This window comes from Streptococcus sp. ALY_211, from assembly GCF_058314555.1.
This window is the reverse complement of sequence record NZ_JBZFUN010000002.1, coordinates 186,659-208,125: the sequence shown is the minus strand read 5'-3', so window position 1 is coordinate 208,125 and position 21,467 is coordinate 186,659. Positions and strand designations below refer to the sequence as shown.

24 protein-coding genes and 2 pseudogenes are annotated in these 21,467 nt (G+C 39.6%); 13 read left to right on the top strand and 13 right to left on the bottom strand.

Translation table 11 applies throughout. The annotated features are described in order from the left end of the window. Positions 1–23 precede the first annotated feature (23 nt). From AC4HAJ_RS02965 to AC4HAJ_RS02950, 4 genes are all read right to left on the bottom strand, one after another. Positions 24–359: a hypothetical protein gene (locus tag AC4HAJ_RS02965; RefSeq protein ID WP_491078666.1), complete on the bottom strand. Its 336-nt coding sequence runs from the start codon at positions 357–359 to the stop codon at positions 24–26. Positions 360–472: 113 nt separating this feature from the next. Beyond that, positions 473–1,345, bottom strand: a complete 873-nt coding sequence (locus tag AC4HAJ_RS02960) for a helix-turn-helix transcriptional regulator (protein WP_491078665.1) — start codon at positions 1,343–1,345, stop codon at positions 473–475. A 253-nt stretch (positions 1,346–1,598) separates the two neighbouring features. Beyond that, entirely contained in the window at positions 1,599–2,630 is a 1,032-nt protein-coding gene (locus tag AC4HAJ_RS02955) for a S66 family peptidase (protein ID WP_491078664.1), read from the bottom strand. A 371-nt stretch (positions 2,631–3,001) separates the two neighbouring features. After that, entirely contained in the window at positions 3,002–4,009 is a 1,008-nt protein-coding gene (locus tag AC4HAJ_RS02950; RefSeq protein WP_491078663.1) for a carboxylesterase family protein, read from the bottom strand. A gap of 88 nt (positions 4,010–4,097) precedes the next feature. Between AC4HAJ_RS02950 and AC4HAJ_RS02945 the strand changes: the two genes are divergently transcribed. The 4 genes and pseudogenes from AC4HAJ_RS02945 (at position 4,098) to AC4HAJ_RS02930 (ending at position 6,341) form a co-directional block, all read left to right on the top strand. Beyond that, positions 4,098–4,760, top strand: a complete 663-nt coding sequence (locus tag AC4HAJ_RS02945; protein WP_491078662.1) for a Crp/Fnr family transcriptional regulator — start codon at positions 4,098–4,100, stop codon at positions 4,758–4,760. 57 nt (positions 4,761–4,817) lie between these two features. Further along, positions 4,818–5,434 (top strand): annotated as a pseudogene (locus AC4HAJ_RS02940) (SAP domain-containing protein). Between the two features lie 133 nt (positions 5,435–5,567). Next, the gene (locus AC4HAJ_RS02935; protein ID WP_491078661.1) at positions 5,568–5,972 is read left to right on the top strand and encodes a MarR family winged helix-turn-helix transcriptional regulator; all 405 of its coding nucleotides are present in this window, start codon (positions 5,568–5,570) and stop codon (positions 5,970–5,972) included. A 9-nt stretch (positions 5,973–5,981) separates the two neighbouring features. Further along, positions 5,982–6,341, top strand: a complete 360-nt coding sequence (locus AC4HAJ_RS02930; RefSeq protein ID WP_491078660.1) for a rhodanese-like domain-containing protein — start codon at positions 5,982–5,984, stop codon at positions 6,339–6,341. Between the two features lie 93 nt (positions 6,342–6,434). Here AC4HAJ_RS02930 and AC4HAJ_RS02925 read toward each other — a convergent pair whose 3' ends face one another. The 5 genes and pseudogenes from AC4HAJ_RS02925 to AC4HAJ_RS02905 all read right to left on the bottom strand — a co-directional run bounded on the left by AC4HAJ_RS02925 (position 6,435) and on the right by AC4HAJ_RS02905 (position 9,859). Continuing rightward, positions 6,435–6,710 carry a helix-turn-helix domain-containing protein gene (locus AC4HAJ_RS02925; protein WP_491078659.1) on the bottom strand — a complete coding sequence of 92 codons (276 nt, stop codon included), beginning with the start codon at positions 6,708–6,710 and terminating at the stop codon, positions 6,435–6,437. Next, complete coding sequence (locus AC4HAJ_RS02920) at positions 6,697–6,912, bottom strand: type II toxin-antitoxin system RelE/ParE family toxin (RefSeq protein ID WP_491078725.1); 216 nt, start codon at positions 6,910–6,912, stop codon at positions 6,697–6,699. The genes AC4HAJ_RS02925 and AC4HAJ_RS02920 overlap by 14 nt, the downstream gene beginning before the upstream one ends. A gap of 375 nt (positions 6,913–7,287) precedes the next feature. After that, complete coding sequence (locus tag AC4HAJ_RS02915) at positions 7,288–7,827, bottom strand: Bax inhibitor-1 family protein (protein WP_491078724.1); 540 nt, start codon at positions 7,825–7,827, stop codon at positions 7,288–7,290. Between the two features lie 7 nt (positions 7,828–7,834). Beyond that, positions 7,835–8,110: a hypothetical protein gene (locus tag AC4HAJ_RS02910; protein WP_491078658.1), complete on the bottom strand. Its 276-nt coding sequence runs from the start codon at positions 8,108–8,110 to the stop codon at positions 7,835–7,837. 483 nt (positions 8,111–8,593) lie between these two features. Next, positions 8,594–9,859, bottom strand: a pseudogene (locus AC4HAJ_RS02905) (tyrosine-type recombinase/integrase). A 238-nt stretch (positions 9,860–10,097) separates the two neighbouring features. On the opposite strand from AC4HAJ_RS02905, the gene AC4HAJ_RS02900 reads away from it, so the two are divergent. Together AC4HAJ_RS02900 and AC4HAJ_RS02895 are read left to right on the top strand one after the other, a co-directional pair. Beyond that, positions 10,098–10,343 (top strand): AbrB/MazE/SpoVT family DNA-binding domain-containing protein, encoded by a 246-nt coding sequence (locus AC4HAJ_RS02900; protein ID WP_491078657.1) that lies wholly within the window; start codon positions 10,098–10,100, stop codon positions 10,341–10,343. Beyond that, positions 10,337–10,669, top strand: a complete 333-nt coding sequence (locus tag AC4HAJ_RS02895; protein ID WP_491078656.1) for a type II toxin-antitoxin system PemK/MazF family toxin — start codon at positions 10,337–10,339, stop codon at positions 10,667–10,669. The genes AC4HAJ_RS02900 and AC4HAJ_RS02895 overlap by 7 nt, the downstream gene beginning before the upstream one ends. A 51-nt stretch (positions 10,670–10,720) precedes the next feature. Here AC4HAJ_RS02895 and AC4HAJ_RS02890 read toward each other — a convergent pair whose 3' ends face one another. Next, positions 10,721–12,073, bottom strand: coding sequence for an MFS transporter (locus AC4HAJ_RS02890; protein ID WP_491078655.1), 1,353 nt, complete (start codon positions 12,071–12,073; stop codon positions 10,721–10,723). Between the two features lie 98 nt (positions 12,074–12,171). Here AC4HAJ_RS02890 and AC4HAJ_RS02885 point away from each other — a divergent pair, with 98 nt between their 5' ends. After that, a complete protein-coding gene (locus AC4HAJ_RS02885; RefSeq protein ID WP_491078654.1) occupies positions 12,172–13,269 on the top strand; it encodes an ArsR/SmtB family transcription factor in 1,098 nt (365 codons plus the stop codon). A gap of 61 nt (positions 13,270–13,330) precedes the next feature. Here the strand turns inward: AC4HAJ_RS02885 and rpmG are convergent, their stop codons facing one another. Together rpmG and rpmF are read right to left on the bottom strand one after the other, a co-directional pair. After that, positions 13,331–13,480: a 50S ribosomal protein L33 gene (rpmG, locus tag AC4HAJ_RS02880; RefSeq protein WP_001265622.1), complete on the bottom strand. Its 150-nt coding sequence runs from the start codon at positions 13,478–13,480 to the stop codon at positions 13,331–13,333. A 15-nt stretch (positions 13,481–13,495) separates the two neighbouring features. Further along, positions 13,496–13,678 carry a 50S ribosomal protein L32 gene (gene rpmF, locus AC4HAJ_RS02875; protein ID WP_027975257.1) on the bottom strand — a complete coding sequence of 61 codons (183 nt, stop codon included), beginning with the start codon at positions 13,676–13,678 and terminating at the stop codon, positions 13,496–13,498. A gap of 208 nt (positions 13,679–13,886) precedes the next feature. On the opposite strand from rpmF, the gene AC4HAJ_RS02870 reads away from it, so the two are divergent. The 6 genes from AC4HAJ_RS02870 to AC4HAJ_RS02845 all read left to right on the top strand — a co-directional run bounded on the left by AC4HAJ_RS02870 (position 13,887) and on the right by AC4HAJ_RS02845 (position 19,621). Continuing rightward, entirely contained in the window at positions 13,887–14,321 is a 435-nt protein-coding gene (locus tag AC4HAJ_RS02870; protein WP_491078653.1) for a LytTR family DNA-binding domain-containing protein, read from the top strand. A gap of 23 nt (positions 14,322–14,344) precedes the next feature. Next, complete coding sequence (locus tag AC4HAJ_RS02865) at positions 14,345–14,785, top strand: DUF3021 domain-containing protein (protein ID WP_491078652.1); 441 nt, start codon at positions 14,345–14,347, stop codon at positions 14,783–14,785. A 293-nt stretch (positions 14,786–15,078) separates the two neighbouring features. After that, positions 15,079–16,359 carry a histidine--tRNA ligase gene (gene hisS / locus AC4HAJ_RS02860; protein WP_491078723.1) on the top strand — a complete coding sequence of 427 codons (1,281 nt, stop codon included), beginning with the start codon at positions 15,079–15,081 and terminating at the stop codon, positions 16,357–16,359. 30 nt (positions 16,360–16,389) lie between these two features. Then, positions 16,390–16,806 (top strand): hypothetical protein, encoded by a 417-nt coding sequence (locus tag AC4HAJ_RS02855; protein WP_491078651.1) that lies wholly within the window; start codon positions 16,390–16,392, stop codon positions 16,804–16,806. Between the two features lie 113 nt (positions 16,807–16,919). Continuing rightward, positions 16,920–18,671 (top strand): aspartate--tRNA ligase, encoded by a 1,752-nt coding sequence (gene aspS / locus AC4HAJ_RS02850; RefSeq protein WP_491078650.1) that lies wholly within the window; start codon positions 16,920–16,922, stop codon positions 18,669–18,671. Between the two features lie 5 nt (positions 18,672–18,676). After that, positions 18,677–19,621 carry a YitT family protein gene (locus tag AC4HAJ_RS02845; RefSeq protein WP_491078649.1) on the top strand — a complete coding sequence of 315 codons (945 nt, stop codon included), beginning with the start codon at positions 18,677–18,679 and terminating at the stop codon, positions 19,619–19,621. 111 nt (positions 19,622–19,732) lie between these two features. Here the strand turns inward: AC4HAJ_RS02845 and argS are convergent, their stop codons facing one another. Beyond that, the gene (gene argS / locus AC4HAJ_RS02840; RefSeq protein ID WP_491078648.1) at positions 19,733–21,424 is read right to left on the bottom strand and encodes an arginine--tRNA ligase; all 1,692 of its coding nucleotides are present in this window, start codon (positions 21,422–21,424) and stop codon (positions 19,733–19,735) included. Positions 21,425–21,467: the final 43 nt, after the last annotated feature.

Genomic DNA, 21,467 nt, shown 5'->3' with positions numbered 1-21,467 from the left:
TCGTCTCTTTTGACAGTATCTTATTAGTGATTAGTTTTAAAGTATAAATAAATAAAGCCGATAATACCAACTGGTAAAGCACAAGCCCAAATAAATAAAATTCTTAGAGCTATCCACGGTAATGATAGATCTAATGGAATCCACAATCCATTATTTCCTACTATCAAATCCACAAGACTTTCATAAATAAACATCGCAAAGGGGTAAAAAATTGTTGATAGTAAAAAGAAGATAATATTATGGGCTAGATCAGCTCTAAAAATATGGAGCATGATTGCTAAAATGACAATAGAGAATAGATAATGTCTAATTAACCAACTTTTGTCTAAGGTTGCAAACATATTTTTAATCTTTTTCATATGCATATCTCCTAACTGCTAACAAGCTAACTATATAACTTTTGTCATCCATATATTATTCTAATTACTGGTATTTATCAATACTACAGCTAAGATTGATAAAAGTGTTATAGTTATGGCTTGATGATTAATAATTCATTTTTAAGACCGTTGAGTTCAATGGTATTGTCTGCGTCGTCACGTGAGAGGTCTTCGGTTTTGTTCTGATTTTTTTGGAAAAGAATTTTATTAGCAAAGCCTTTTTTCTTAAGATTGAAATCATAATGTATAGGCATATATAGTTGAGAGGTAGATGATATCTGGTTGATAGCTGTATAGCCAAGATAGTCAAGAAGATTGACCGTCATGTCAATATTGCTATTGACTTCAAGGCTTCCTTGACCACCATCGATCGTGACCTGAGCGATTTTTCCGTCTAATTCTAGCTTGTCAATAGTGATTTCTTTCATGTAAAGGTGCTGACAATGTACAGCAACTTCAACATCTTTTAGGTATTCTTTGGGAAGGGTGATAGATACGTTTAACCCATCTTTGGTCATAGCTTCTGTAAGATCTCTAAAACGATTTAATTCAAGGTCAATATTATTTTTGGTATCGTCAATTTTTAACTTGAGATCTCTTTCTAAATCTTTCAGAGAATGACTAGAAAGGGTAACATCAAGCTTTTGGCTATCAACTACCTGTAAATCTAACTTAGCAACGCCACCCAATTTGATATCAAAATGTTTTGCTTCATCAATATCATAACTGATGCTACTTTGATAAAGCAATCCCTTTTGCCAAGCAATACCGTCACTCCGGAGTAAATCATCGACTGAAATATCAAAGAGTTTAGCAATGGCGATCAGATTAGACAGATCTGGCGTCCCTCCTTCGGTTTCCCATTTAGTAACAGCCTGTCTGGAAACATGGAGCAGTTCAGCCATTTTTTCTTGTGAGAGATTAGCAGACTTTCGATAGGTTTTTAATGTTTTGGCAAATGTCATAGTGACCTCCATATAAATAATGATAAGGTAATTGTAGCCGGATTTATCTATGAGGACTAGCAAGTGAGGTTGTCATATTCCTATTTTTCTGCTACTTAACGTAGCATTTTAGCCAAAATATATAAAATATGAATAGTATTCCCTTTCATGACTCTATCTTATCAAAAATCTCTAGCACATCCTCAATATGATGAGTACCCTTTTACGTAGAGAGGATTGTAAATAAATGGACCTCATTTGAGAAGAGGGAGTTTTAATTTTTAAATCTAATAATCTGCTCGGACACATCCACCTGTGCAGGGATTCCCAAAGGGACGATACATCTTGGTGCGGCGTGACCGACATTTAGGTTGGCAACGATAGGGAGGTTATCATTGGCAATCTCTTCGAGGAGAATATGGTGATAAGCCTCCTGATGAGCTTGATCTTGGGGTTTCCCAAAGAGTAGGCCTGAGATGACTTCGAAAATCCCCTGATCACCCAAAGTACGGATCATCTGCCGAAACTTCTCTGGACTTGGCTTTTCCTCACTGGTCTCAAGGAGAAGAATTTTGCCCTGCCAATCAGATAAGTCAGGAAAGAGGCGATACTTTTGGCAAAGTTGAGGACTATCAGGATAGCGATCTCCGTTAAGAAGGTCATAGATAGAATCCAGACAACCTCCCAAGATCTCTCCGTCAAACGTTTTAGCACCCTGCAAGTGGATAAAGCCTTGGTCCGGATGGCTAGGCATTGCATGCCCTACAGCACTGGGACTAAAATCCTGTCGTTCCTCATACCAGATAGGACTGGGTCGGATCTCTTTAATGCCACCTGTTTCGATCAACTCTGAAAAATAGTGTTTGGTGTACGGTAGGAGATCATCAAATAGCTCACAAATATCTGTAAGGAAGGCTTGGCCGTAAAAAGTCTTAAGCCCCAGCTGATGAAGCATGAAGTGATTGACAGTTGTATCAGAAAAGCCCAGAAAAATCTTAGGTTTTACAACACGGGCTAATTCATTGTGATCAAACAGATAAGGCAGCAAACGGTAGTTATCGTCTCCACCAATCGCACAGAGGATCATATCGATGCTATCATCCCTAAAGGCCGTGAGCAAGTCTTGTGCACGATAGTCAGGATGTTGGCTTAACTGGTCTATTCCCAACTGCGCGTGGGGAAGAAAAGTGACTTCCAGTCCCATATCTTCTAATCGTTTACTCCCAATTGCGACCTCATGCTTGACAAAGCTTTCTCCTAGAATGCCACTAGACAGACTGACAATACCAATTTTCTTGACAAACATATTGACACCTCCTTGCGATTTTAAATTGACAATAGTATAGCATAAAAGTAAAAGCTCCATCACCCTAATACTCGGTAAACGACAAGCTTTTTTGTAGCCATTATTATTCTCACATAGGCTTAAAAAGCCTGCAAATAAAGGGATTAGGACTTATACCATAAAACTTTTTACCTCTACCTAAAACCTGATGATACAAAATAATTAGCTTCCAACAGTCCTTGCATGATCTTAACCAGATTGTCACCCTAGAGTAAACCTACTTGATAGACTGTGCTAATCTAAAACTCTAAGAACAAAGAAAAAGAGTGTGCACAGTAACCAAGCATAGATTTGGACTTGATTACTGTTTCACACACTCTTTTAAAGATTTACTATTTCTCCTGTTGGAAGAGCCATTCCATCATGGCAATGGAGCGATAAGCGTAGTCAAAGCTGGCCATATGGTAAGCAGAGCTACCGCCCATGCCCGAATCGTCAGCTTCGATAGTGCCAGACTTCCAGGAGATGAAGTAGGCTTTATTGCCATTGGCTGTCAGTTTTTTACTAGCCTGAGTCAGCTGATCGGGTGTCCAAGAGCCGTTCCATTGGGCATAGCTATAAGATTCACCATCTTCATCATACATGTCCATGACTTCCTGCATACCAGCCCAGGCATTTTCATCATCTTCTGCAGCGAAATAGACAATGTTTTGACCTTCCAGTCCAGAGAGCTTACTGATGTCCCACTGCCCATCGACAATCATGATACCCGCATACAGATCAGTGTATTGGCTAGCAAGGAGCAAGGTCGTCATGGCTCCCATAGACTGACCAGTACCATAGATACGGTCAGTATCAACAGCGTACTTCTCGCTTGCATAGTCGATAAAGCGCTTGGTCAACTCGACATATTCAGTCGTTGTATAGCTGCCGTGATCGTCCAAGATGGTCTCAGGGTAGGATGGAACTAGAACGATAGCTTCATTGACTGACTGCCAATCATCACTAGCCCATACGTTAGCCCCTAGCCCTTGCGTTAGAGACTTAGTAGCATCATCACCAGTTGTGCTGCTGTCGCCGATGAAGACAACGGTTGGATACTCTTTGTTTTCATCGTAATTTTCTGGTAGATAGACATTGTAGGTGATGGTTTTACCGGTTTTTTCATCAGTGTAGTCCACTTGCTTGAATTTAGAGCTGGTATCACTAATGAGAGTATCCTCGTCTTCTGCCAAAGCATTGTTGACTTGACCGATACTAGATTGCGTCGTTGATGAACGGGTTGTTTTTGCAGTAGAGCTTGACTGGCTAGAGCTGCTGGTCGACCTCAAGGCAAAAAATCCAATAGCTAAAACAGCAACGGCGATAAGAGTTATAAGGGGGATCAAAAATTTTTTCATCAGATGGTCCTCGCTTCCTTGTTGATGCTCCTAGTTTACGGTAAAATAAAAATAAAAAATATAGTCTAGACTAAGATTTTGAGGGTTTATGAAAACTTTAAGTGATTATTTTTCCTTAGGGACGCTGATGACCTTTGAAAAGGGGAGTTATATCAGTAGATCTGATGAGGACGGAAACACAGATGCTATCTATCTATTGGCAAGTGGAACCTGTGCCCTCTTGTCGGGATCAGCTAGTGGACGTGAAAAGGTATACGCCTACCATACAGGCCCCAAGGTGATCAGCTTTGCTCCCTTTCTTCACCATCAACTGGTTCAGACAGATGTCTTCTGGGGATCTTTTAGTATCCAAGCAAAGACAATCTGCCAAGTGTATCGCATCAGTCATCAAGTCTTCGATGACCTCCTAGCTGATAGTGACTTTTTGACGATAGTGACTCAGACATTGACTCAAAATAATATTAACCTTATCCAACACTTCAAAAGTCTCATGGACGAGTCGGTCTCCGTACGCTATTGCCGCTTTTTACTAGAGCATAGTCGCTGGGTCAATGATCGCTATGCTTTGCCAAAATTCTTCAAATATCAGGAAATTGCTGACTACCTTGCTATCCATCCAGTTACAGTAGCTAAGCTGACCAAGGCTTTAATGGATAAGGATGCCTTAAGGAAATCAGGACAAGAGATCCACATTGTTGATCGAAATTTCCTCACTCGACTTCTAGCTAATCAAGAGACTATTGCTTATTAATAAAAAATCTTTCCAGGCTTAAAAGATTGGATGTAATTAAGATTAAGGGGATCGGATATGACAACAAGCAGACCTAAGTTTGAACAATTAACATCTTTTGATGACTTTAATCAGTACTACTGGTATCGAGATGAACTCTCTCACTTATGCAAGTCTCTTGGATTGGAACATCGGGGCACTAAACAAGAGCCGAATCATGTGATAGAGGAATACTTTAAGGGCAATCTCATCAAGCCAAAGAAAAAGACCGCAAAGAGAAATCAATGGACGTCATAACTATCGACAGGCCCTTACTAGAATGCGGCTTCTCCTTTAATAGGACTTTTAGAGATTATTTTGCGACTCTAACCGGTGTTTCTCCCTTTACATTTACAGCTAATATGGCAACGGCTTGGCGCAAGGTCAAAAAAGAGGGAGACACTCACTTTACGATTCAGGATATGCTAAAGGTTTACTATGGGGAATCTGACTATGCTAAATATGATCATTCGGTTTGCCAATGGAACCAATTTTTAAAAGATTTTTGTAAAGACCCTGACAGCTCCTTATATTCAAATAAAATGAAAGTAGCCTCCCTCCTTTGGCAAGAAGTCAGAGACTCAGCAGGTGAAAAAGTATATTCACCATCACTTTTGAAGACATATTCTGATAAGCTATCTCATTTTCTTCGTTAGTATAATCAGTTAGAGGTACCTTAGATAGGAATTTATTTAGAGAGTAGGATTTTTATCCTTTCTCTTTTTTAATTGACAATTGACAGGATAAACTATATAATCAGTAAAACTGATAATCAGAGGAGGTGATTGTTTGAGGTTAGAGGAGTCATGGGGATATGCCCTTAGTAAAGTAGCCCAAGAGATGGATAAGCTGTTCTCACAGAGTCTGCTGTCTTGTGGCATAGATTCAAGAGGTTATGGTATTTTGGTCACCCTTACAACCCACAGCGCTATGACACAAATCAAAATCGGAGAGCTCATGTCGATCGATAGAACGACAGTCGGTCAATTAATTGATGAACTTGAGCAAAAAAGTCTTGTGAAACGCGAGCAAAATCCAAAGGACAGACGACAAAATTTAGTGGTTCTAACTAGTAAAGGCGAAGATCTGGTAAGAGAGAAGTGGCAAGAGATGAGACAGATAGAAAAAAGTGTTATTTCAAATCTCACCGATTGGCAAAAAGAGGTTTTTATCAGTATTTCAAAAAGAAAGTGAAGGAAAACAATGGACAAAGTTGAATTTTTAGAAATGTATTTAGGGCTTTATATCAACCATCATACCCTCTTAGAAGCTATGAAAAGCGGCAGTGAAGACTATATCATCTTAGATATCCGAAATGCCCCGGCTGCGATGAAGAAAGAGCAAATTAAAGGGGCAGAGGCAATACCAGCTAAAGAACTTCACAAACATTTGTCAAATCTGGATAAAACCAAAACCTATGTCGTTTATGATTGGAACGGCGGGACAATTTTAGGTAAACAAGCGCTACTTGCCCTTTATAAAGCTGGTTTCAAGGCTTATGAATTGGCAGGAGCTTTTGAAGGTTGGAAAGGAATGAACTTACCGACAGAACCAGTAGTATGATGTGAATTTACCATCAGACAAAACGTACGTTTACATAAGAAAATCCTATGAAAATTAATATTTCATAGGATTTTTTAAATTTAAACTATATTATCAACCAATATGAATAGTGAGCGGTTGGTTAAGAGCGAAAGCAATTTTACTCATAGTTTCAATACTGGTATTATTGCCACGTTCAATTCGTGCAATAGTTGATTGGGGAACATGCGACAAGCTAGCAAGTTCTCGCTGAGATAGTCCAGCCTTTTGTCTAGCATTAGTGACAGCGATCGCACTTTCTAAAATAGCCTTTTCACCCAGATAGCCAGCTTTGAAATCATTGTTTTTCAGCTCATCTTGTAAAGAATCATCAAATTTAACGGTTGTCATGATCGCTCTCCTCGAATTCTTTTTTTAATTTCTTAGCGTGTCGAATTTCACTAGCTGGTGTCTTTTGTGTTTTCTTCGTAAAGCCATGCGTGATAATATATCGGTTATCAACCACATGAAAATAAAGAGCACGTTGAATATTAGAAGATACTTTTGAGCGAATTTCAAAAATATCATTGTCAAGTTTCTTTATCCATTCCATGCGTTGGACTACCAACAATCCTTGCTCCTAAAATAGTATAGAGAACGTAGAGTTCAAGACTCATTCTAGTGCATTACAGTGACATTTGAAAAAAGCCCTGTAAAAGTTAAATTATAACGCTGCAACTGTTGACTTTACAGCATATTTACAACTCTGTAAATATAAATGTAGCGTTACTGCTTATTCCCTAAATCCTCTTGTTTACTTTGAAATGTGCCAATTACTTCAATTTTTTTATGTGGAGCTAACTCAGCATAGGTGTCCATAGTTGCAGTGATTGACTTATGCCCCATTCTGTCTTAGAGATCTTTCTGATTTGTCTCAGCATTAAAAGTAGAAGGGAAGAAAAAATGGAAAAGTATTAGGATGCAAGTACTAATCATCGTCATCACTAGACAACAAAGAAAGGATATCTAAGAAGAGGTTGATAAAATCGAGGTAGATATCAATAGAACTATCCAACGATAATGCCCACCAAGAAGCAAGGCTATCAGGTACGTTGTCTCTATATTTATCCAAAAAACGTACTTTAATCATCTGATTGTCATACATGATATATAGAGTAAAAACAACGATATCAACAAGCGTCACAATGAAATCAAGTGTTGAATTATGAAAGTAACCTTGGAAAAGTCCCGCTACAATCAGACCCAAAAGTGCCCCGAACAAAGGAGCCCCCCATCCAGTTAGATTTTTTTTAGTAAATAATCCAAATAGCGCGGTTCCGATATAAATAGCTATGGTCACAGCTAGAGCTTTAAAGATAATCGCTGGTTCATATATAAATCCAACTATAGTTGATATCATACTAAAACCAGTTAGGAAGATGAAGGCACTGATACTCTTTATTAAAAGATTTTCAAAAACCCCACATATCATAAGAGATAAGAAAAGGAGTCCCAATGATCCCCATATAGTCCAACTAGAATGGGGTTGTAAATTGTAAAATTTTTAAATAGAGGGAGGGGTGATAGTACAAAAACCAAATAATCCCACTTGTATAGACTAACATAAGGGCGAATATACTGTAGACTCGTGCTACATGTTTACGAAGAAAAGGTAGCTCTTCATTAGTAGGTTCTATTTGAGATGCCTCTTTTGCAAATTTAGCCTTTTCCAAGTATGTAGCATCAGCTGAATCAGCATTCTCCATGGCTTTTTTCATTTGTCCAAGATTGATACTGTCCTTTTTATCCATTCGTCTTCCACTTCTAATTCTTTTTCAAAAGCTTTACTACCTTCTTTGTAGTCAGTGCTCTTATTTACAGGCATTATACTAAAAATTCATTTCAAAATGAAGTCAACTTTCTCTTGATGTTGGATAGCTGCTTTCTTTTTGTAAAATAAACACAGCCAAATCGGTCTAGTTAAAATGCTTATAGGAGGTACTATTCAGTGGATGAGTTGTAACCGTCATTTTAATAGGCTATCAAATCAAAAAATGTAGAGTAAAATGTAGAGTTCAAAATTCATTTTACTGCATTACAGTGAATTTGGAAAAAGAAAAAAACCTGTAAAATCAGGGTTTTTGACGTTCACTGAATAGTAGTGAAAGCCTTATTTAACCTCAATAAGGCTGAGGTAATCTAAATTTAGCCTCTTATAAACATTATTAAATCAAGGTTTATAAATCATCTGATTTTTCTTTTTAGAAAAGGAAGAGAAAAAAGTAGAGATGAAATTAGCTTGTAAGTTTAGATATTTTATCAAGATAATGATCAACTGCTTCAAATTTCTTTTCAGGTGCTAATTCTGCATACAAGTCTATTGTAGTGGTAATAGATTTATGTCCCATTCTAACTTGTAACTCTTTCCAGTTAGTTCCTACATTAAGCATAAGTGAGGCGTGAGTATGTCTAAAAAGATGAAAGCCATAATCAGGTAAACCTAATTCTGAAAGTCTTCTTTTTAAAGTTGTTCTTTCATTTCTATCACACATGTAGTTTCCGTATATTGTGGGAAAGATTAAATCAGTTGTTGGTAACTGGTGTTTTTTAAAATAGGTATTCATTTCGTTATGAAAATCAATTAAATGTGTCAAAATGATAGGTTGGAACAGGAACTCTCCTATACCCAGAGTCAGTTTTAGGAGTATTTTTACAAACAACTTGACCTTTGATTCCCAATTTTCTATTTGCTTGTTTCCACATAAGCGTTTTTGACACAATAATTTCATGCGTTGCAAAATCCAAATCTTTAGTAGTCAAGGCTAATAGCTCATTGATACGAAGAGCAGAGGCTAACAGGGTGTCACAAATAATTTTGAATCGCCTATTTGCTCTTGTATCGGGTAGAGTATCTAAGTAAGCTAGCCATATTGCTAATTCTTTATCATGAAGTACCATAACGCGCTTTTTTTGCGCTTTTGGTTTTGGTGGGATTTTAACTGTTTTAGCAGGATTTAGGGTCAAGCCAAAATTCGTTACCCCAAAATCAAAAATATCACTAACTTTATGGATAATAGCTCCAAAATCTTTAGTACTGCCTTTAGGAGCTCGTCGATTTCCATTGTTAACAGATTTCTGCGCTTTTTGAGCTAATTCATTTACCCAGAGTTGAATTTCAGCAGATTCAATTTTATCTGGTTTATAATCGCCAAATTTAGGGAGAATGTAAGTGTCAATATACCCTCTTACTCGATTTAGAGTGTTTTGTGATATTACCCATGTTTGAAAACTACTATACCAGATTTCAACAAGGTCACTAAAACGGTCAATTTCCAATTTTTCTTTTTGGTAGCCCCCTTAGCCTCAAAATCTAACTTTGCTTGTATAAGTCTCTTGTCCAAAGCTTTCAAAGTTTTAGCAGTAATTGTTGTTGTGACTTGCTTACCCGTTTTTTCATCTATTCCCAGATAAGCCCCTTTAAGAGAGTAGCTAATATCACCATTTTTCTTGGTTTTCTTGATAATATTTTTATTGTTGCGTTTAATTGTTTCTGTTTTCATTTTGCCTCCTCCGTACCGGATAATCACGAATTAGGCTAAAAAATAGACTTTTCCTCCTTTTATAGGATAAGTCTATTTTAGTTTATTTCTTAGTGAGTTAGAAATTGAAGATTTGTACCAAAAAGCGCAATACATCGTAAATATTCAAGACCTATTAGACAAGAAGAGTTGATATAATTCAAAGTATATACAAAATGATACTTTTGTGATATAATATTCAAAAAGAGGAGGTGGCATTATGCAACTAACAGTTAATAAATGGGGGAACAGTTCAGCTATACGTCTCCCAAAACAATTAGTACAGCAACTACAATTACATACCAACGATATTCTTGATTATGAAGTGTCAGGGAACAAGATTATTCTTAAAAAGGCAACGACAGTCCCAGAATTAACAGTTGATGACCTTTTTAAAGATTATCAGGGTGAGCCAGTTTCTGTAACGCCAGTCATTTTTGAAAGTGTTGGTAATGAACAATGGTAAGTATTAAGCAAGGGTCTATCATTAAAATTAACCTTGATCCTAAACAAGGTCATGAACAAAAAGGCTATCGACCTTATATTTGTTTAAGTCATAGCGTTGTTACGAAGTACTCTAACATTGCTATTTTTGCCCCTATCAGCAATACCAAAAGAGATTACCCCTTTTATGTTCTTCTGAAAGATACCGAAACAACAGGTAAAGTTTTACTCGACCAGTTGGTGACGATAGATTTCAATGCTAGAGACTATCGGTATATCGAAAATGTTTCAGATGGGTTATTGAGTAGCTTGTTAGCCCGTGTGAAAGTATTGTTTGAAAAGGGGTAATTATATATAAAAAAAGATTTCAGTGACTACTTACTGAAATCTTTTTTATAGTCAATTATTGTGTTTTAAAAAAATCATGTCCTTTAGGCTTATAATAACTAGTATTAATGCTATTCCCCATCCAATTCGAGTAGCTAATAATAGATTATTCGACCAAAGATTTAAGCAAGTTGAGCCGATGGCTGAACCAGCCGAAATAGCAACATTTTGTACCATTCGCTGTAAAGCTCCTGTGCTTCCTTGCATTTTCATGGGACTGGCTTGCATAATACTTGCGATATTGGCAGGTTGAAAATAGCCTCCGCCAATGCCATAAATAAATAATCCTAAAGTTAAAAATAGGTAAGGCCAGCTAGGAGTGAGAAGCAAAAAGAAAAGCAAAGAAGCAATAATAATCCCGAGACCTAAATGACTAAAAGCTTTATTTTTACTACCGTCATTGATTTTACCAGATATTCTTGAAAAAAGGACCAGGCCTGCAGGTGCTCCTAGTACAAGAAAGCCTGTCTGTCCCACTCCTAAATGATATAATTGTTCAAAAATAAAGGGCGGAAGTAAAAATATCATGGCAGAAGCAAAACCAAAGGAGACCGTCTGAAAAAGATAGGAGATTACTTGTGGGTTGTTTTTTAATCCCTCAACATCAACAAGTGCCTGTCTATTTCTAAATTCAACATGGTAAAAGACGATCCCGAGAAACAAGCTGGATATGATTAAGATAAGACTAACCATTAATAGATGAGGTTTGCTTAGTAAAGATAACCCTAATAAAAGAAAAACTAACATCAGAGCATTTATAACAATTCCAAGATTATCCAATGTTCGTTCGCTAGTCTCCTCAAAGAGCTTACTAAGAAGATAATGGTTACATACTATTGCGAGGATTGAAAAAGGAACATTTAGCCAGAAGATAAAGCGCCAGAGATTTAAAGACAGTAATATACCTCCTAAAGACGGGCCAAGGACAGGCCCTAAGCCAATCATAACACCTAAAATGCTGATAGAGCTGTTTTGGCTTTCTTCAGAAACTAAAGTAGTAATCAAAGCTGCTGAAGTAGCTTGTAAAGCAGCAGCTCCTATACCTTGAATAATCCGACCAGCAATGAGCCAGCCAATACTATTGGCAAATCCACAGAATAACGAGCTCAGTCCGAAAAGTACAAATCCTAAGTAGGAAATCTTTAACTTTCCAAATTTATCGCTTAATACTCCTAAAGGTAGGATAGAGATAGCTAATGCTAACGTATAGCCAGTTATTGTAAACGATGCTATGTTAGTTGTCGTTTGAAATTGTCCCTTCAAAAAGGATAAGGCGACATTGATAATACCTGTATCAAGGGTGGACAACAACATTCCCATACCTGCGATAACTGTTATCAATGAATCTTGATTTCTCCTGTTCATCCATCTTCTCCTTATATCAGAATTGTGAATATGATACAATGAAGAGAGTCTATAATCAATCAATTCTAAAAATATCGAATCGTTTGGAGGAATAACATTTGGCAATTACCATTCAATTCAGTAACTATGCTCTGAAAACAGAGGAAACTTTGACGCAAAGGATACAATTTGTCTACTCCCCGCTCAATGAACTGTTTAGAAGTTTACATGTTTTATTGAATCCTCGTCACCATGGAACAAATGTCGATTGGGTCATTGGGATACAAAATAAACTTACTAAGGAATTCTATGAAAACCTTCATTATTTTCAACTATTTTATGAACTTGGTGTTTCCCCTATCTTGCTTTGTAATTTTCGCTATCATGCAACAACGATTGAAGAAGAAATACAAAATCTAAAGAAATTTCTTAATGACTTGCCTGCTGCTCAGTTAATTGAGCATTTGGAGAAAGTGACAAATGACCGAGAAAACTCCTTCATTCCGACATTAGCAAAAGGACTAGAATGGAAAGATTTTTCTTTGCATAAGGACAATCAGTTACTTAGCGACTTGAGAAAGGATGCTTCCAGTGTTTATCAACATCTTTTTTCTTTTATAAATTGGTATCGACGAGAAATATTTGATAACACTTGGGAAGAGAAAGCCATTCAGCAGAAACTGCTAGATGAAATTCAGAAGCAATCTTCTTTTTTAAGAAAAAACGGTTTAATCGAAATGTTTAATCATTTACAGGTTGACCGCATCCATTGGAAAGAGGATGAGTTGGTCATTATTAAACCGTTTGACCAAGAAATCCAACTGCAAGACAGTGATTCTATTATGCTATTACCAAGTTATTTTATTTGGCCTCACCTCTTTGTTGAAACTTTCGACCAAGGACTTGCCATTACTTATGATATTACTGAGCAGCCAAGTTACTATAATTCTACTCCGGAAAGCCTCATCACTATTTTTAAAGCTTTGAGTGACCCTGTCCGTTTGCAAATTATGAATTATGTCATTGATAAGCCAAGTACAACACAATCTTTGGCTCAAGTTTTATTAATGAGTAATTCCAGCGTGTCCAGACATTTGCAGATTCTAAAAGAGGCTAAATTATTAACAACAACAAAAGCTAAAAAATTCGTCCTTTATGAGCCAACACAGCTCGTTACACAACTGATGCCAAACTTTTATCAATTCTTTAAGAATTGAAACTAATAGTCAACAAAAAAGCCCCTGAAACATTGATTTCATAGGCTTTATTTGTGTTATTTTATTTCACCTCAGTGAACACCACATGCTTACGCAATTTTGGTGAGTATTTTTTCAACTGCAGACGGTCTGGAGTGTTACGTTTGTTTTTTGAAGTAAGGTACAAGCGTTCACCAGATTCTTTGTGTTCAAGTGTGATATTGACGCGCATGGTATCTCCCTTCTATTATTCAGCTGCGTTAGCTTTGGCGATCTTACGTCCCTTGTAGTATCCTTTAAGGGATACACGGTGAGAACGTGAGTAATCTCCAGTAGTTTCATCAAATTTAACAGTTGGAGCTGTCAAATTGTAGTGTGTACGACGTTTATTTTTTTTCGCTTTTGACGTGCGACGTGCAGGTACTGCCATTTGTATGTTTCCTCCAATAGATTAATCTTGATTTTAAATCAACTCTAACAGTCTATCATATTATTTTTGTAAAGTAAAGTTACTTGACAGAAAAAATCAGTTTTTCTGCCTAATATAACCGCTTATCCATAAAAATTAACCGTTTATCTGAAAGTCATAGGCCTCCTAAAGAATATAAGTTATACTAAATAAAAAAGGAGGAGCTATCATGAAACTGGAAGTCATTAAAGACTCTCGATTAGCAGAGACATTGATCAAGATTTATGCAGCCCACATTGATCGTAAGACTCAACAGATTATCAATCTTGCCGAAGGGAAGTCAGACTACCTGCCCGGTGTATGGATGGAAAAGGTATATCTCTTAGCTCTCCCCGATATTATCCGTATTTATAGTGAGAATAAGAAAGTTTTCCTAGAGACAGCAGATAAGCTCTATACGACTAAATACCGGATTTATCAATTAGAGGAGCAGCTGACCAAAGACTTCATCAAGATTTCTCAAGGTGAGATTGTTAATATCAGGGCTATCCAAAAATTGGATCTCAGTATCAAAGGGACGATCAAGCTCACCTTGAAAACTGGTGGTGAGAGCTTTGTCTCCCGCCGTTCTCTCAAGACCTTTAAAGAGACATTAGGGTTGTAATGACTAGAGAAGGAGGAAATATCATGAAAATACTCAGAAAATTGCTAGCCTATGCTTTAATGGGGTTAGGGATGGGTAATTTAGCCACCTATTTTGCTAGCGTCGTTGTCGGTAGAGGTTTTTCACCCGCCGTCCCTGCCTTTATGGAACAGTTTCAGTCTGATATCAGCGCAGTTGGTATCCAGCTTGTTATTTTTGCTGGCTTAGGCATGGCTCAGGGGGTAGCTGGCTCTGTCTTTCGCCAGGCAGAAAAGCATTCCTTACTTTGGCTGACTTGTCTACATTATAGCTGCATTGTACTCCCGCTTCTAGCAGCGGGCTGGTATCTGAGATGGTTCCAGTTGAGTGTGACAAGCCTGCTTGGCATGCTGGGTCTCATCAGCCTTATCTATGTGGCGATCTATACCTTTAACTACGTGATGATTAAAAGGGATATCGGTGCTATCAATACGAAGTTGCAATAGAATCATCGGTTTATCAAAAGCTCCTTTAGGGGCTTTTTACATGACTTTAGCTGTTAGAGGAGCTGTTTTTATGGTAGAATAAAAGGAACTATGGGTATAAAAGAAGGGCACTGAAATCAATCCTGGTAGTGATACAGGCGGTGATTCATGCCACACCTTAAGACATTGATAGAAATCTATGAAAGGAATAGAATATGGTCGGAAAGCATGGGAAATGGACCAGTCTAGGTATCAAGATGACGGATCATTTCTCAGATTTTTAACCGCTGCTTTTTCGACCCTTGTATTTAATGATGAAACTTCAAAAACCAAAAGGAACTCAGGATATCTTGCCTACCGAGAGTGCTAAGTGGCAGTATGTAGAAAATGTTGCACGTGAAACGTTTAAAAAGTACAACTATGGTGAGATTCGCACCCCTATGTTTGAGCACTATGAGGTGATCAGCCGTTCGGTCGGGGATACGACCGATATTGTGACCAAGGAGATGTACGATTTTCACGACAAGGGCGACCGACACATCACCTTGCGTCCAGAAGGGACAGCTCCAGTTGTGCGTTCATTTGTAGAAAACAAGCTCTTTGCCCCTGAAGTGCAGAAGCCTGCCAAGATGTACTACATCGGCTCAATGTTTCGTTATGAGCGTCCGCAGGCTGGCCGTCTGCGTGAGTTCCATCAGATAGGCGTAGAGAATTTTGGTTCTAGCAATCCTGCAACTGATGTTGAAACGATTGCCATGGCCTATCAGCTTTTTGATGAGCTGGGTATTAAGAATGTCACCCTGCACCTCAATAGCCTTGGTAATTCTGAGAGTCGCCTGGCTTATCGTCAAGCCCTAATTGATTATCTGGAACCCATGCGTGAGCAGCTCTCAAAAGACAGTCAGCGACGCTTGGATGAAAATCCTTTACGTGTGCTGGACTCTAAGGAAAAAGAGGATAAATCAGCTGTTGAGCATGCGCCATCGATCTTGGACTACTTGGATGAAGAGAGTCAAGTGCATTTCGACGCTGTCCGTCAGATGCTGGAGACCTTAAAAATTCCTTATGTGATTGACACCAACATGGTGCGTGGGCTGGATTACTACAACCATACGATATTTGAGTTCATCACGACTATTGATAAAACAGAGCTAACGATCTGTGCGGGAGGCCGTTATGATAGCTTAGTTGAGTATTTTGATGGTCCGCAAACTCCAGGATTTGGCTTTGGTTTAGGGATTGAACGCCTCTTGCTGGTTCTGGATAAGCAAGGCATCTCACTTCCAATCGATGAAGATCTGGATGTCTACCTAGCCGTTCTTGGTGATGGTGCTAATCTTAAGGCGCTCGAGATCGTTCAAGCCCTTCGTCAGCAAGGGTTTAAGGCTGAGCGTGATTATCTAGGCCGTAAGATCAAGGCCCAGTTCAAGTCAGCAGATACATTCAAGGCTAAGACGATCATAACTTTGGGTGAGAGTGAAGTTGAAACCGGTGAAGTTGCCATCAAAGACAATCAAACACGCCAAGAAGTACTTGCTAGCTTTGAGGAAATTACGACAGACTTTGTTGCGGTTTTGGCAAAAATTCAAAAATAAGAACAAGGTTTAAGCCTATAGGAGAGTATCGTGACCAGTATTGAACAGTTATTGAAAGAACAACAAACCTTTAGTCTGGGCTTTGACCGTCATCAGCCGATTCACTTTCAGCAGCAATTTTGGCAGTTGATTGCTTATTTAGACAAGCATGAAATCCCATGGTTTAACGGTGAAAAAGCGAGTGATCATGCCATGTGCCAACAGTTCTTAGGACAGCAATGGGAGCACGATTACCAGACAGTTGTCCTTGTCTTTAAGCCAGCTGAGCGCTATTTAGGCTGGCAATATGACGAGGAGACTGACGAATGGGGCGTGACTATAGAGGATGTCTATGGTTTTCGCTGGAACCACTTGGCTGAGGAAGCTGAGTATGAGTTTGATGACATTGAGGAATTTCAGGAAGAATTTGTAGACACTAGCGATTTGCTAGCAGCTTTTGGAAAGTAAGAAAAACCTCACACGATGGGTGGGGTTTTAGTGTGCATTTTGCTATAATAGATAGGAATGCAAAAACTCAGATAGAGAAAGGAAAAAGCCCAACTGGGCTTGGTATTTCAAGTATGAAACGTAGTATGTATGCGGGGCGTGTCCGTAGTGAGCATATTGGCAGTCAGTTGGTTTTAAAGGGATGGGTGTCCCGCCGTCGTGACCTTGGTGGTTTGATCTTCATTGATCTGCGAGACCGCGAAGGCATTATGCAGTTAGTCATTAATCCTGAGCAAGTTTCTAGCGAGGTGATGGCTACGGCTGAGAGTCTGCGTAGCGAGTATGTTATCGAAGTGGCAGGTACTGTTCAGGCGCGTGAGCAAGCTAATGATAAGTTGCCTACTGGTCATGTTGAATTACATGTCAGCGATCTAGCAGTGCTAAATTCAGCTAAGACAACGCCATTTGAAATCAAGGATGATGCGGAAATGACGGATGATAACCGTTTGCGTTATCGTTACCTTGACCTGCGTAGACCTAAGATGCTGGACAATCTAAAGCTCCGTGCCAAGGTTACTCACAGTGTTCGCAACTACTTGGACGAGCTTGAGTTCATCGATGTGGAAACTCCCATGTTGACCAAGTCAACCCCAGAAGGAGCACGGGATTATCTAGTGCCTTCACGTATTAGCCAAGGACATTTCTATGCCTTGCCACAAAGTCCACAGATAACCAAGCAGCTACTGATGAATGCTGGTTTTGACCGCTACTATCAAATCGTTAAGTGTTTCCGTGATGAAGACCTACGTGGAGACCGTCAACCTGAGTTTACACAGATTGACTTGGAAACCTCCTTCCTTGATGATCAAGAGATCCAAGATATTACAGAGGGCTTGATTGCGCGTGTTATGAAGGAAACTAAAGGGATTGACGTTTCCCTGCCATTCCCACGGATGAGCTATGATGATGCCATGAACAACTATGGCTCAGATAAGCCAGACACACGTTTTGATATGCTCTTACAAGATTTGACAGATCTTGTAAAAGATAGTGAATTTAAGGTTTTCGCAGAAGCTCCAGCCGTTAAAGCTATCGTGGTTAAGGATGCTGCCGATAAATATTCTCGTAAAGATATTGATAAATTGACAGAAGTGGCCAAACAATACGGTGCTAAAGGCTTGGCTTGGGTCAAGGTCACCGATGGTGAGCTTACTGGACCGGTGGCCAAATTTTTAACAGCTATTGCCAGTGATTTGACAGATCGTTTACAGGCTGTTGACAATGACTTGATTCTCTTTGTCGCTGACACACTTGAGGTAGCTAATACTACTCTGGGTGGTTTGCGAACTCGCTTAGCTAAGGACCTTGACATGGTTGACGCCTCTCTTTACAACTTCCTGTGGGTAGTTGACTGGCCAATGTTTGAATGGTCTGAAGAAGAAGGGCGCTATATGTCAGCCCACCACCCATTTACCCTGCCGACAGCAGAGTCTGCTCATGAACTTGAAGGCGATTTAGCCAAAGTTCGTGCTGTGGCTTATGATATTGTCCTGAATGGCTATGAGCTTGGCGGAGGTAGCTTGCGTATCAATCAGAAAGACTTGCAAGAGCGCATGCTGAAAGCACTTGGCTTTAGCGCTGAGTCTGCTAATGAGCAATTTGGCTTCTTACTTGAAGCTATGGACTATGGTTTCCCTCCTCATGGCGGACTTGCTATTGGTTTGGATCGCTTCGTCATGATTTTAGCTAGTGAGGATAATATCCGTGAAGTGATCGCCTTCCCTAAGAATAATAAGGCATCAGATCCTATGACCCAAGCCCCAAGTCTAGTGTCAGGTAAACAATTAGACGAATTAGCCCTTGAGGTAGCTGCTAAACAAGATTAATCATCATGAATGCAAACGATTCTAAAAGACATATTAAATATCTTGTCGGTAAGGCGGCTAAAAAAGTTGGACTTTGGCATGCGGTGAGAAGTATTTCTAAGGAGAAGTATGCTGAGAAGATTTCAGCCTCTCTGGTATATGGTCTGCTTTCTAGTATTGCGGTTAATTTCTTCTTTCAGCCCGGTCATGTCTATTCCAGTGGTGCAACGGGCTTTGCCCAGGTCCTATCTGCTATTAGTGAGCGTTTTATTGGCTTTACAATACCGGTAGCCCTTGCTTTTTACGCTATCAATATCCCCTTGATGCTTTTAGCCTGGTATCGAATTGGGCATCGTTTTACCATCTTTACCTTTATAACCGTAACAGTTAGTTCCCTCTTTATCCAGTTTATGCCCCAGATTTCTCTAACATCAGATCCTATGATTAACGCCATTTTTGGTGGTTTAATCATGGGAATCGGCATAGGTTACGGTCTACGTGCCCGAATTTCAAGTGGTGGAACGGATATTATCAGTCTGTATGTACGTAAGAAAACAGGACGGGATGTTGGAACGATTTCCTTAGCTGTCAACGGTGTTATCATGATTTTGGCAGCCATTTTGTTTGGATGGAAGTACGCCCTATATTCTATGGTGACTATCTTTGTTTCCAGCCGGATGACAGACGCCCTATTTACGAAACAAAAGAAAATGCAGGCACTGATTGTCACCAGCTGTCCTGACCATGTCATCAAGAAGATCCACAAGCAGCTCCATCGGGGGGTGACACGGATCAATGATGCCGAAGGAACGTATAAACATGAGCAAAAATCAGTTTTGATCACAATCATAACTCGAGAAGAATACCCAGATTTCAAAGATGTCATGAAAAAAGCAGATCCCAAGGCCTTTGTGTCTATCTCTGAGGATGTTCATATCCTTGGCCGCTTTGCAGATGACAATCAGAGTTGATAAAAAGACCTCTCCTTCAAGGAGAGGTCTTTTTGTGCCTTTTGCTAACATAGCGAGCAGCAAGTGCCTTCTAGCAAAAATTGTAAACATTTCCCAACTAAAGGCGATTTATTACATTTCTTCTGGTGCCTGGACGCCTAAGAGACGCAGGGCTTCTTTCAGAACAGTAGCTGTAGCGTAGCTGAGAGCTAGGCGACTGTCCTGCTCTGGACCATTATCTAGGATGCGTGTATGGGCGTAATATTTATTGAAGGCTTGAGCCAAGCTAATAGCGAATTTTGCTAGGATTGAGGGCTCAAAATTGTTGGCTGCTCGCTGAATCAGACGTGGAAAGTCTTGCAGGAGTTTGATGATTTCCCAGCTTTCATCATCATTGAGATAGTAATCAGCTTGGGAATTAGGCGAGAACTGAGCCTTGCGAAGGATGGACTGGATACGCGCATAGGCATACTGAACATAGGGACCGGTCTCCCCTTCAAAGGAGACCATGGCTTCTAGATCAAAGTCGTAGCCGTTGAGACGATCGGTTTTGAGGTCGTAGAATTTGATGGCACCGACCCCGACGGCATGTGCGACCTTATCTTTGTTAGCAAGATCAGGATTTTTAGAATTGATCTGATCCTGGGCACGTTTGATAGCCTCTGCGATAGTAGGTTCCAGAAGGATAACATTACCTTTACGGGTTGAGAGTTTCTTACCATCCTTTGTGACTAGGCCAAATGGCACATGTACCAAGGTATTTGACCAGTCATATCCCATCTTATTCAAAACAGCCTTGAGTTGTTTGAAGTGACCGGCTTGTTCGTTCCCGACGACGTAGATGGACTTGGCAAAGTCATAGGTGCGTTTACGATAGAGGGCAGCAGCGATATCACGGGTAATATAGAGGGTGGCCCCATCAGATTTTTTGATCAAAGCAGGCTGCTCGATCCCATCATCTGTTAGATCAACGATCTGTGCTCCCTGTGATTCTTTGAGGAGGCCCTTATCTTCAAGGATAGCAACGACTTCATCCATCTTATCATTGTAGAAGGCTTCACCATTAAAGCTATCAAAGTCCACTCCTAACTCATCATACAAACGGTTGAATTCTACTAAACTTTCATCTCGGAACCATTGCCATAACGAGAGTGCCTCCTGATCGCCAGCTTCTAGCTTGCGGAACCAATCACGTGCTTCCTCATCCAATGCTGGATTTTCCTTGGCAGCCTCATTGATACGAACATAGAGTTTGAGCAATTCACTGATTGGATTGGCTCGGACTGCTGCCTCGTCTCCCCATTTTTTGTAAGCGACGATCAGCATACCAAACTGTTTGCCCCAATCGCCTAGGTGATTGATTTTTACAGGCTGATAGCCCATCTTTTCAAAAATATGAGCCAGGCTGTCGCCGATAACAGTGGAGCGCAGATGACCGATGGAAAAAGGCTTAGCAATATTGGGACTGGACATATCTAAAGTGACATGGCGCCCTTGCCCTTCATCTTGGTCAGCGTAATGACTGCCTTGTGAGATGACTTGATGGAGGACAGTTTGCGAAATGACAGATTTATCGAGAAAAAAGTTGACATAAGGCCCGACTGCTTGAACCTTTTCGAATTTTTCTGGGTTGATGGCATCGGCTATATCACTGGCGATGATTTGCGGTGCCTTGCGTAAGGATTTTGCCAAAGAGAAGGCAGGGAAGGCAAGGTCCCCCATACTAGCATTTTTAGGTGTTTCTAATAGATTGATGATATCTTCAAGGGCTAGATCAGGTTGAGCCGCATTGATTTCTTGAGCAATAAGAAGTTTGTGATCCATGATATTCTCCTGTGATAGTATTTCAATTCATTGTAACATAAAC

Excerpts from the sequence above, each read along its gene's own strand:
- AC4HAJ_RS02965 (WP_491078666.1), bottom strand. The coding sequence starts at position 359 with ATGAAAAAGATTAAAAATATGTTTGCAACCTTAGACAAAAGTTGGTTA.
- AC4HAJ_RS02960 (WP_491078665.1), bottom strand. The coding sequence starts at position 1,345 with ATGACATTTGCCAAAACATTAAAAACCTATCGAAAGTCTGCTAATCTC.
- AC4HAJ_RS02955 (WP_491078664.1), bottom strand. The coding sequence starts at position 2,630 with ATGTTTGTCAAGAAAATTGGTATTGTCAGTCTGTCTAGTGGCATTCTA.
- AC4HAJ_RS02950 (WP_491078663.1), bottom strand. The coding sequence starts at position 4,009 with ATGAAAAAATTTTTGATCCCCCTTATAACTCTTATCGCCGTTGCTGTT.
- AC4HAJ_RS02945 (WP_491078662.1), top strand. The coding sequence starts at position 4,098 with ATGAAAACTTTAAGTGATTATTTTTCCTTAGGGACGCTGATGACCTTT.
- AC4HAJ_RS02930 (WP_491078660.1), top strand. The coding sequence starts at position 5,982 with ATGGACAAAGTTGAATTTTTAGAAATGTATTTAGGGCTTTATATCAAC.
- AC4HAJ_RS02925 (WP_491078659.1), bottom strand. The coding sequence starts at position 6,710 with ATGACAACCGTTAAATTTGATGATTCTTTACAAGATGAGCTGAAAAAC.
- AC4HAJ_RS02920 (WP_491078725.1), bottom strand. The coding sequence starts at position 6,912 with ATGGAATGGATAAAGAAACTTGACAATGATATTTTTGAAATTCGCTCA.
- AC4HAJ_RS02910 (WP_491078658.1), bottom strand. The coding sequence starts at position 8,110 with ATGGATAAAAAGGACAGTATCAATCTTGGACAAATGAAAAAAGCCATG.
- AC4HAJ_RS02900 (WP_491078657.1), top strand. The coding sequence starts at position 10,098 with ATGCAACTAACAGTTAATAAATGGGGGAACAGTTCAGCTATACGTCTC.
- AC4HAJ_RS02895 (WP_491078656.1), top strand. The coding sequence starts at position 10,337 with ATGGTAAGTATTAAGCAAGGGTCTATCATTAAAATTAACCTTGATCCT.
- AC4HAJ_RS02890 (WP_491078655.1), bottom strand. The coding sequence starts at position 12,073 with ATGAACAGGAGAAATCAAGATTCATTGATAACAGTTATCGCAGGTATG.
- rpmG (WP_001265622.1), bottom strand. The coding sequence starts at position 13,480 with ATGCGCGTCAATATCACACTTGAACACAAAGAATCTGGTGAACGCTTG.
- rpmF (WP_027975257.1), bottom strand. The coding sequence starts at position 13,678 with ATGGCAGTACCTGCACGTCGCACGTCAAAAGCGAAAAAAAATAAACGT.
- AC4HAJ_RS02870 (WP_491078653.1), top strand. The coding sequence starts at position 13,887 with ATGAAACTGGAAGTCATTAAAGACTCTCGATTAGCAGAGACATTGATC.
- AC4HAJ_RS02865 (WP_491078652.1), top strand. The coding sequence starts at position 14,345 with ATGAAAATACTCAGAAAATTGCTAGCCTATGCTTTAATGGGGTTAGGG.
- hisS (WP_491078723.1), top strand. The coding sequence starts at position 15,079 with ATGAAACTTCAAAAACCAAAAGGAACTCAGGATATCTTGCCTACCGAG.
- aspS (WP_491078650.1), top strand. The coding sequence starts at position 16,920 with ATGAAACGTAGTATGTATGCGGGGCGTGTCCGTAGTGAGCATATTGGC.
- AC4HAJ_RS02845 (WP_491078649.1), top strand. The coding sequence starts at position 18,677 with ATGAATGCAAACGATTCTAAAAGACATATTAAATATCTTGTCGGTAAG.
- argS (WP_491078648.1), bottom strand. The coding sequence starts at position 21,424 with ATGGATCACAAACTTCTTATTGCTCAAGAAATCAATGCGGCTCAACCT.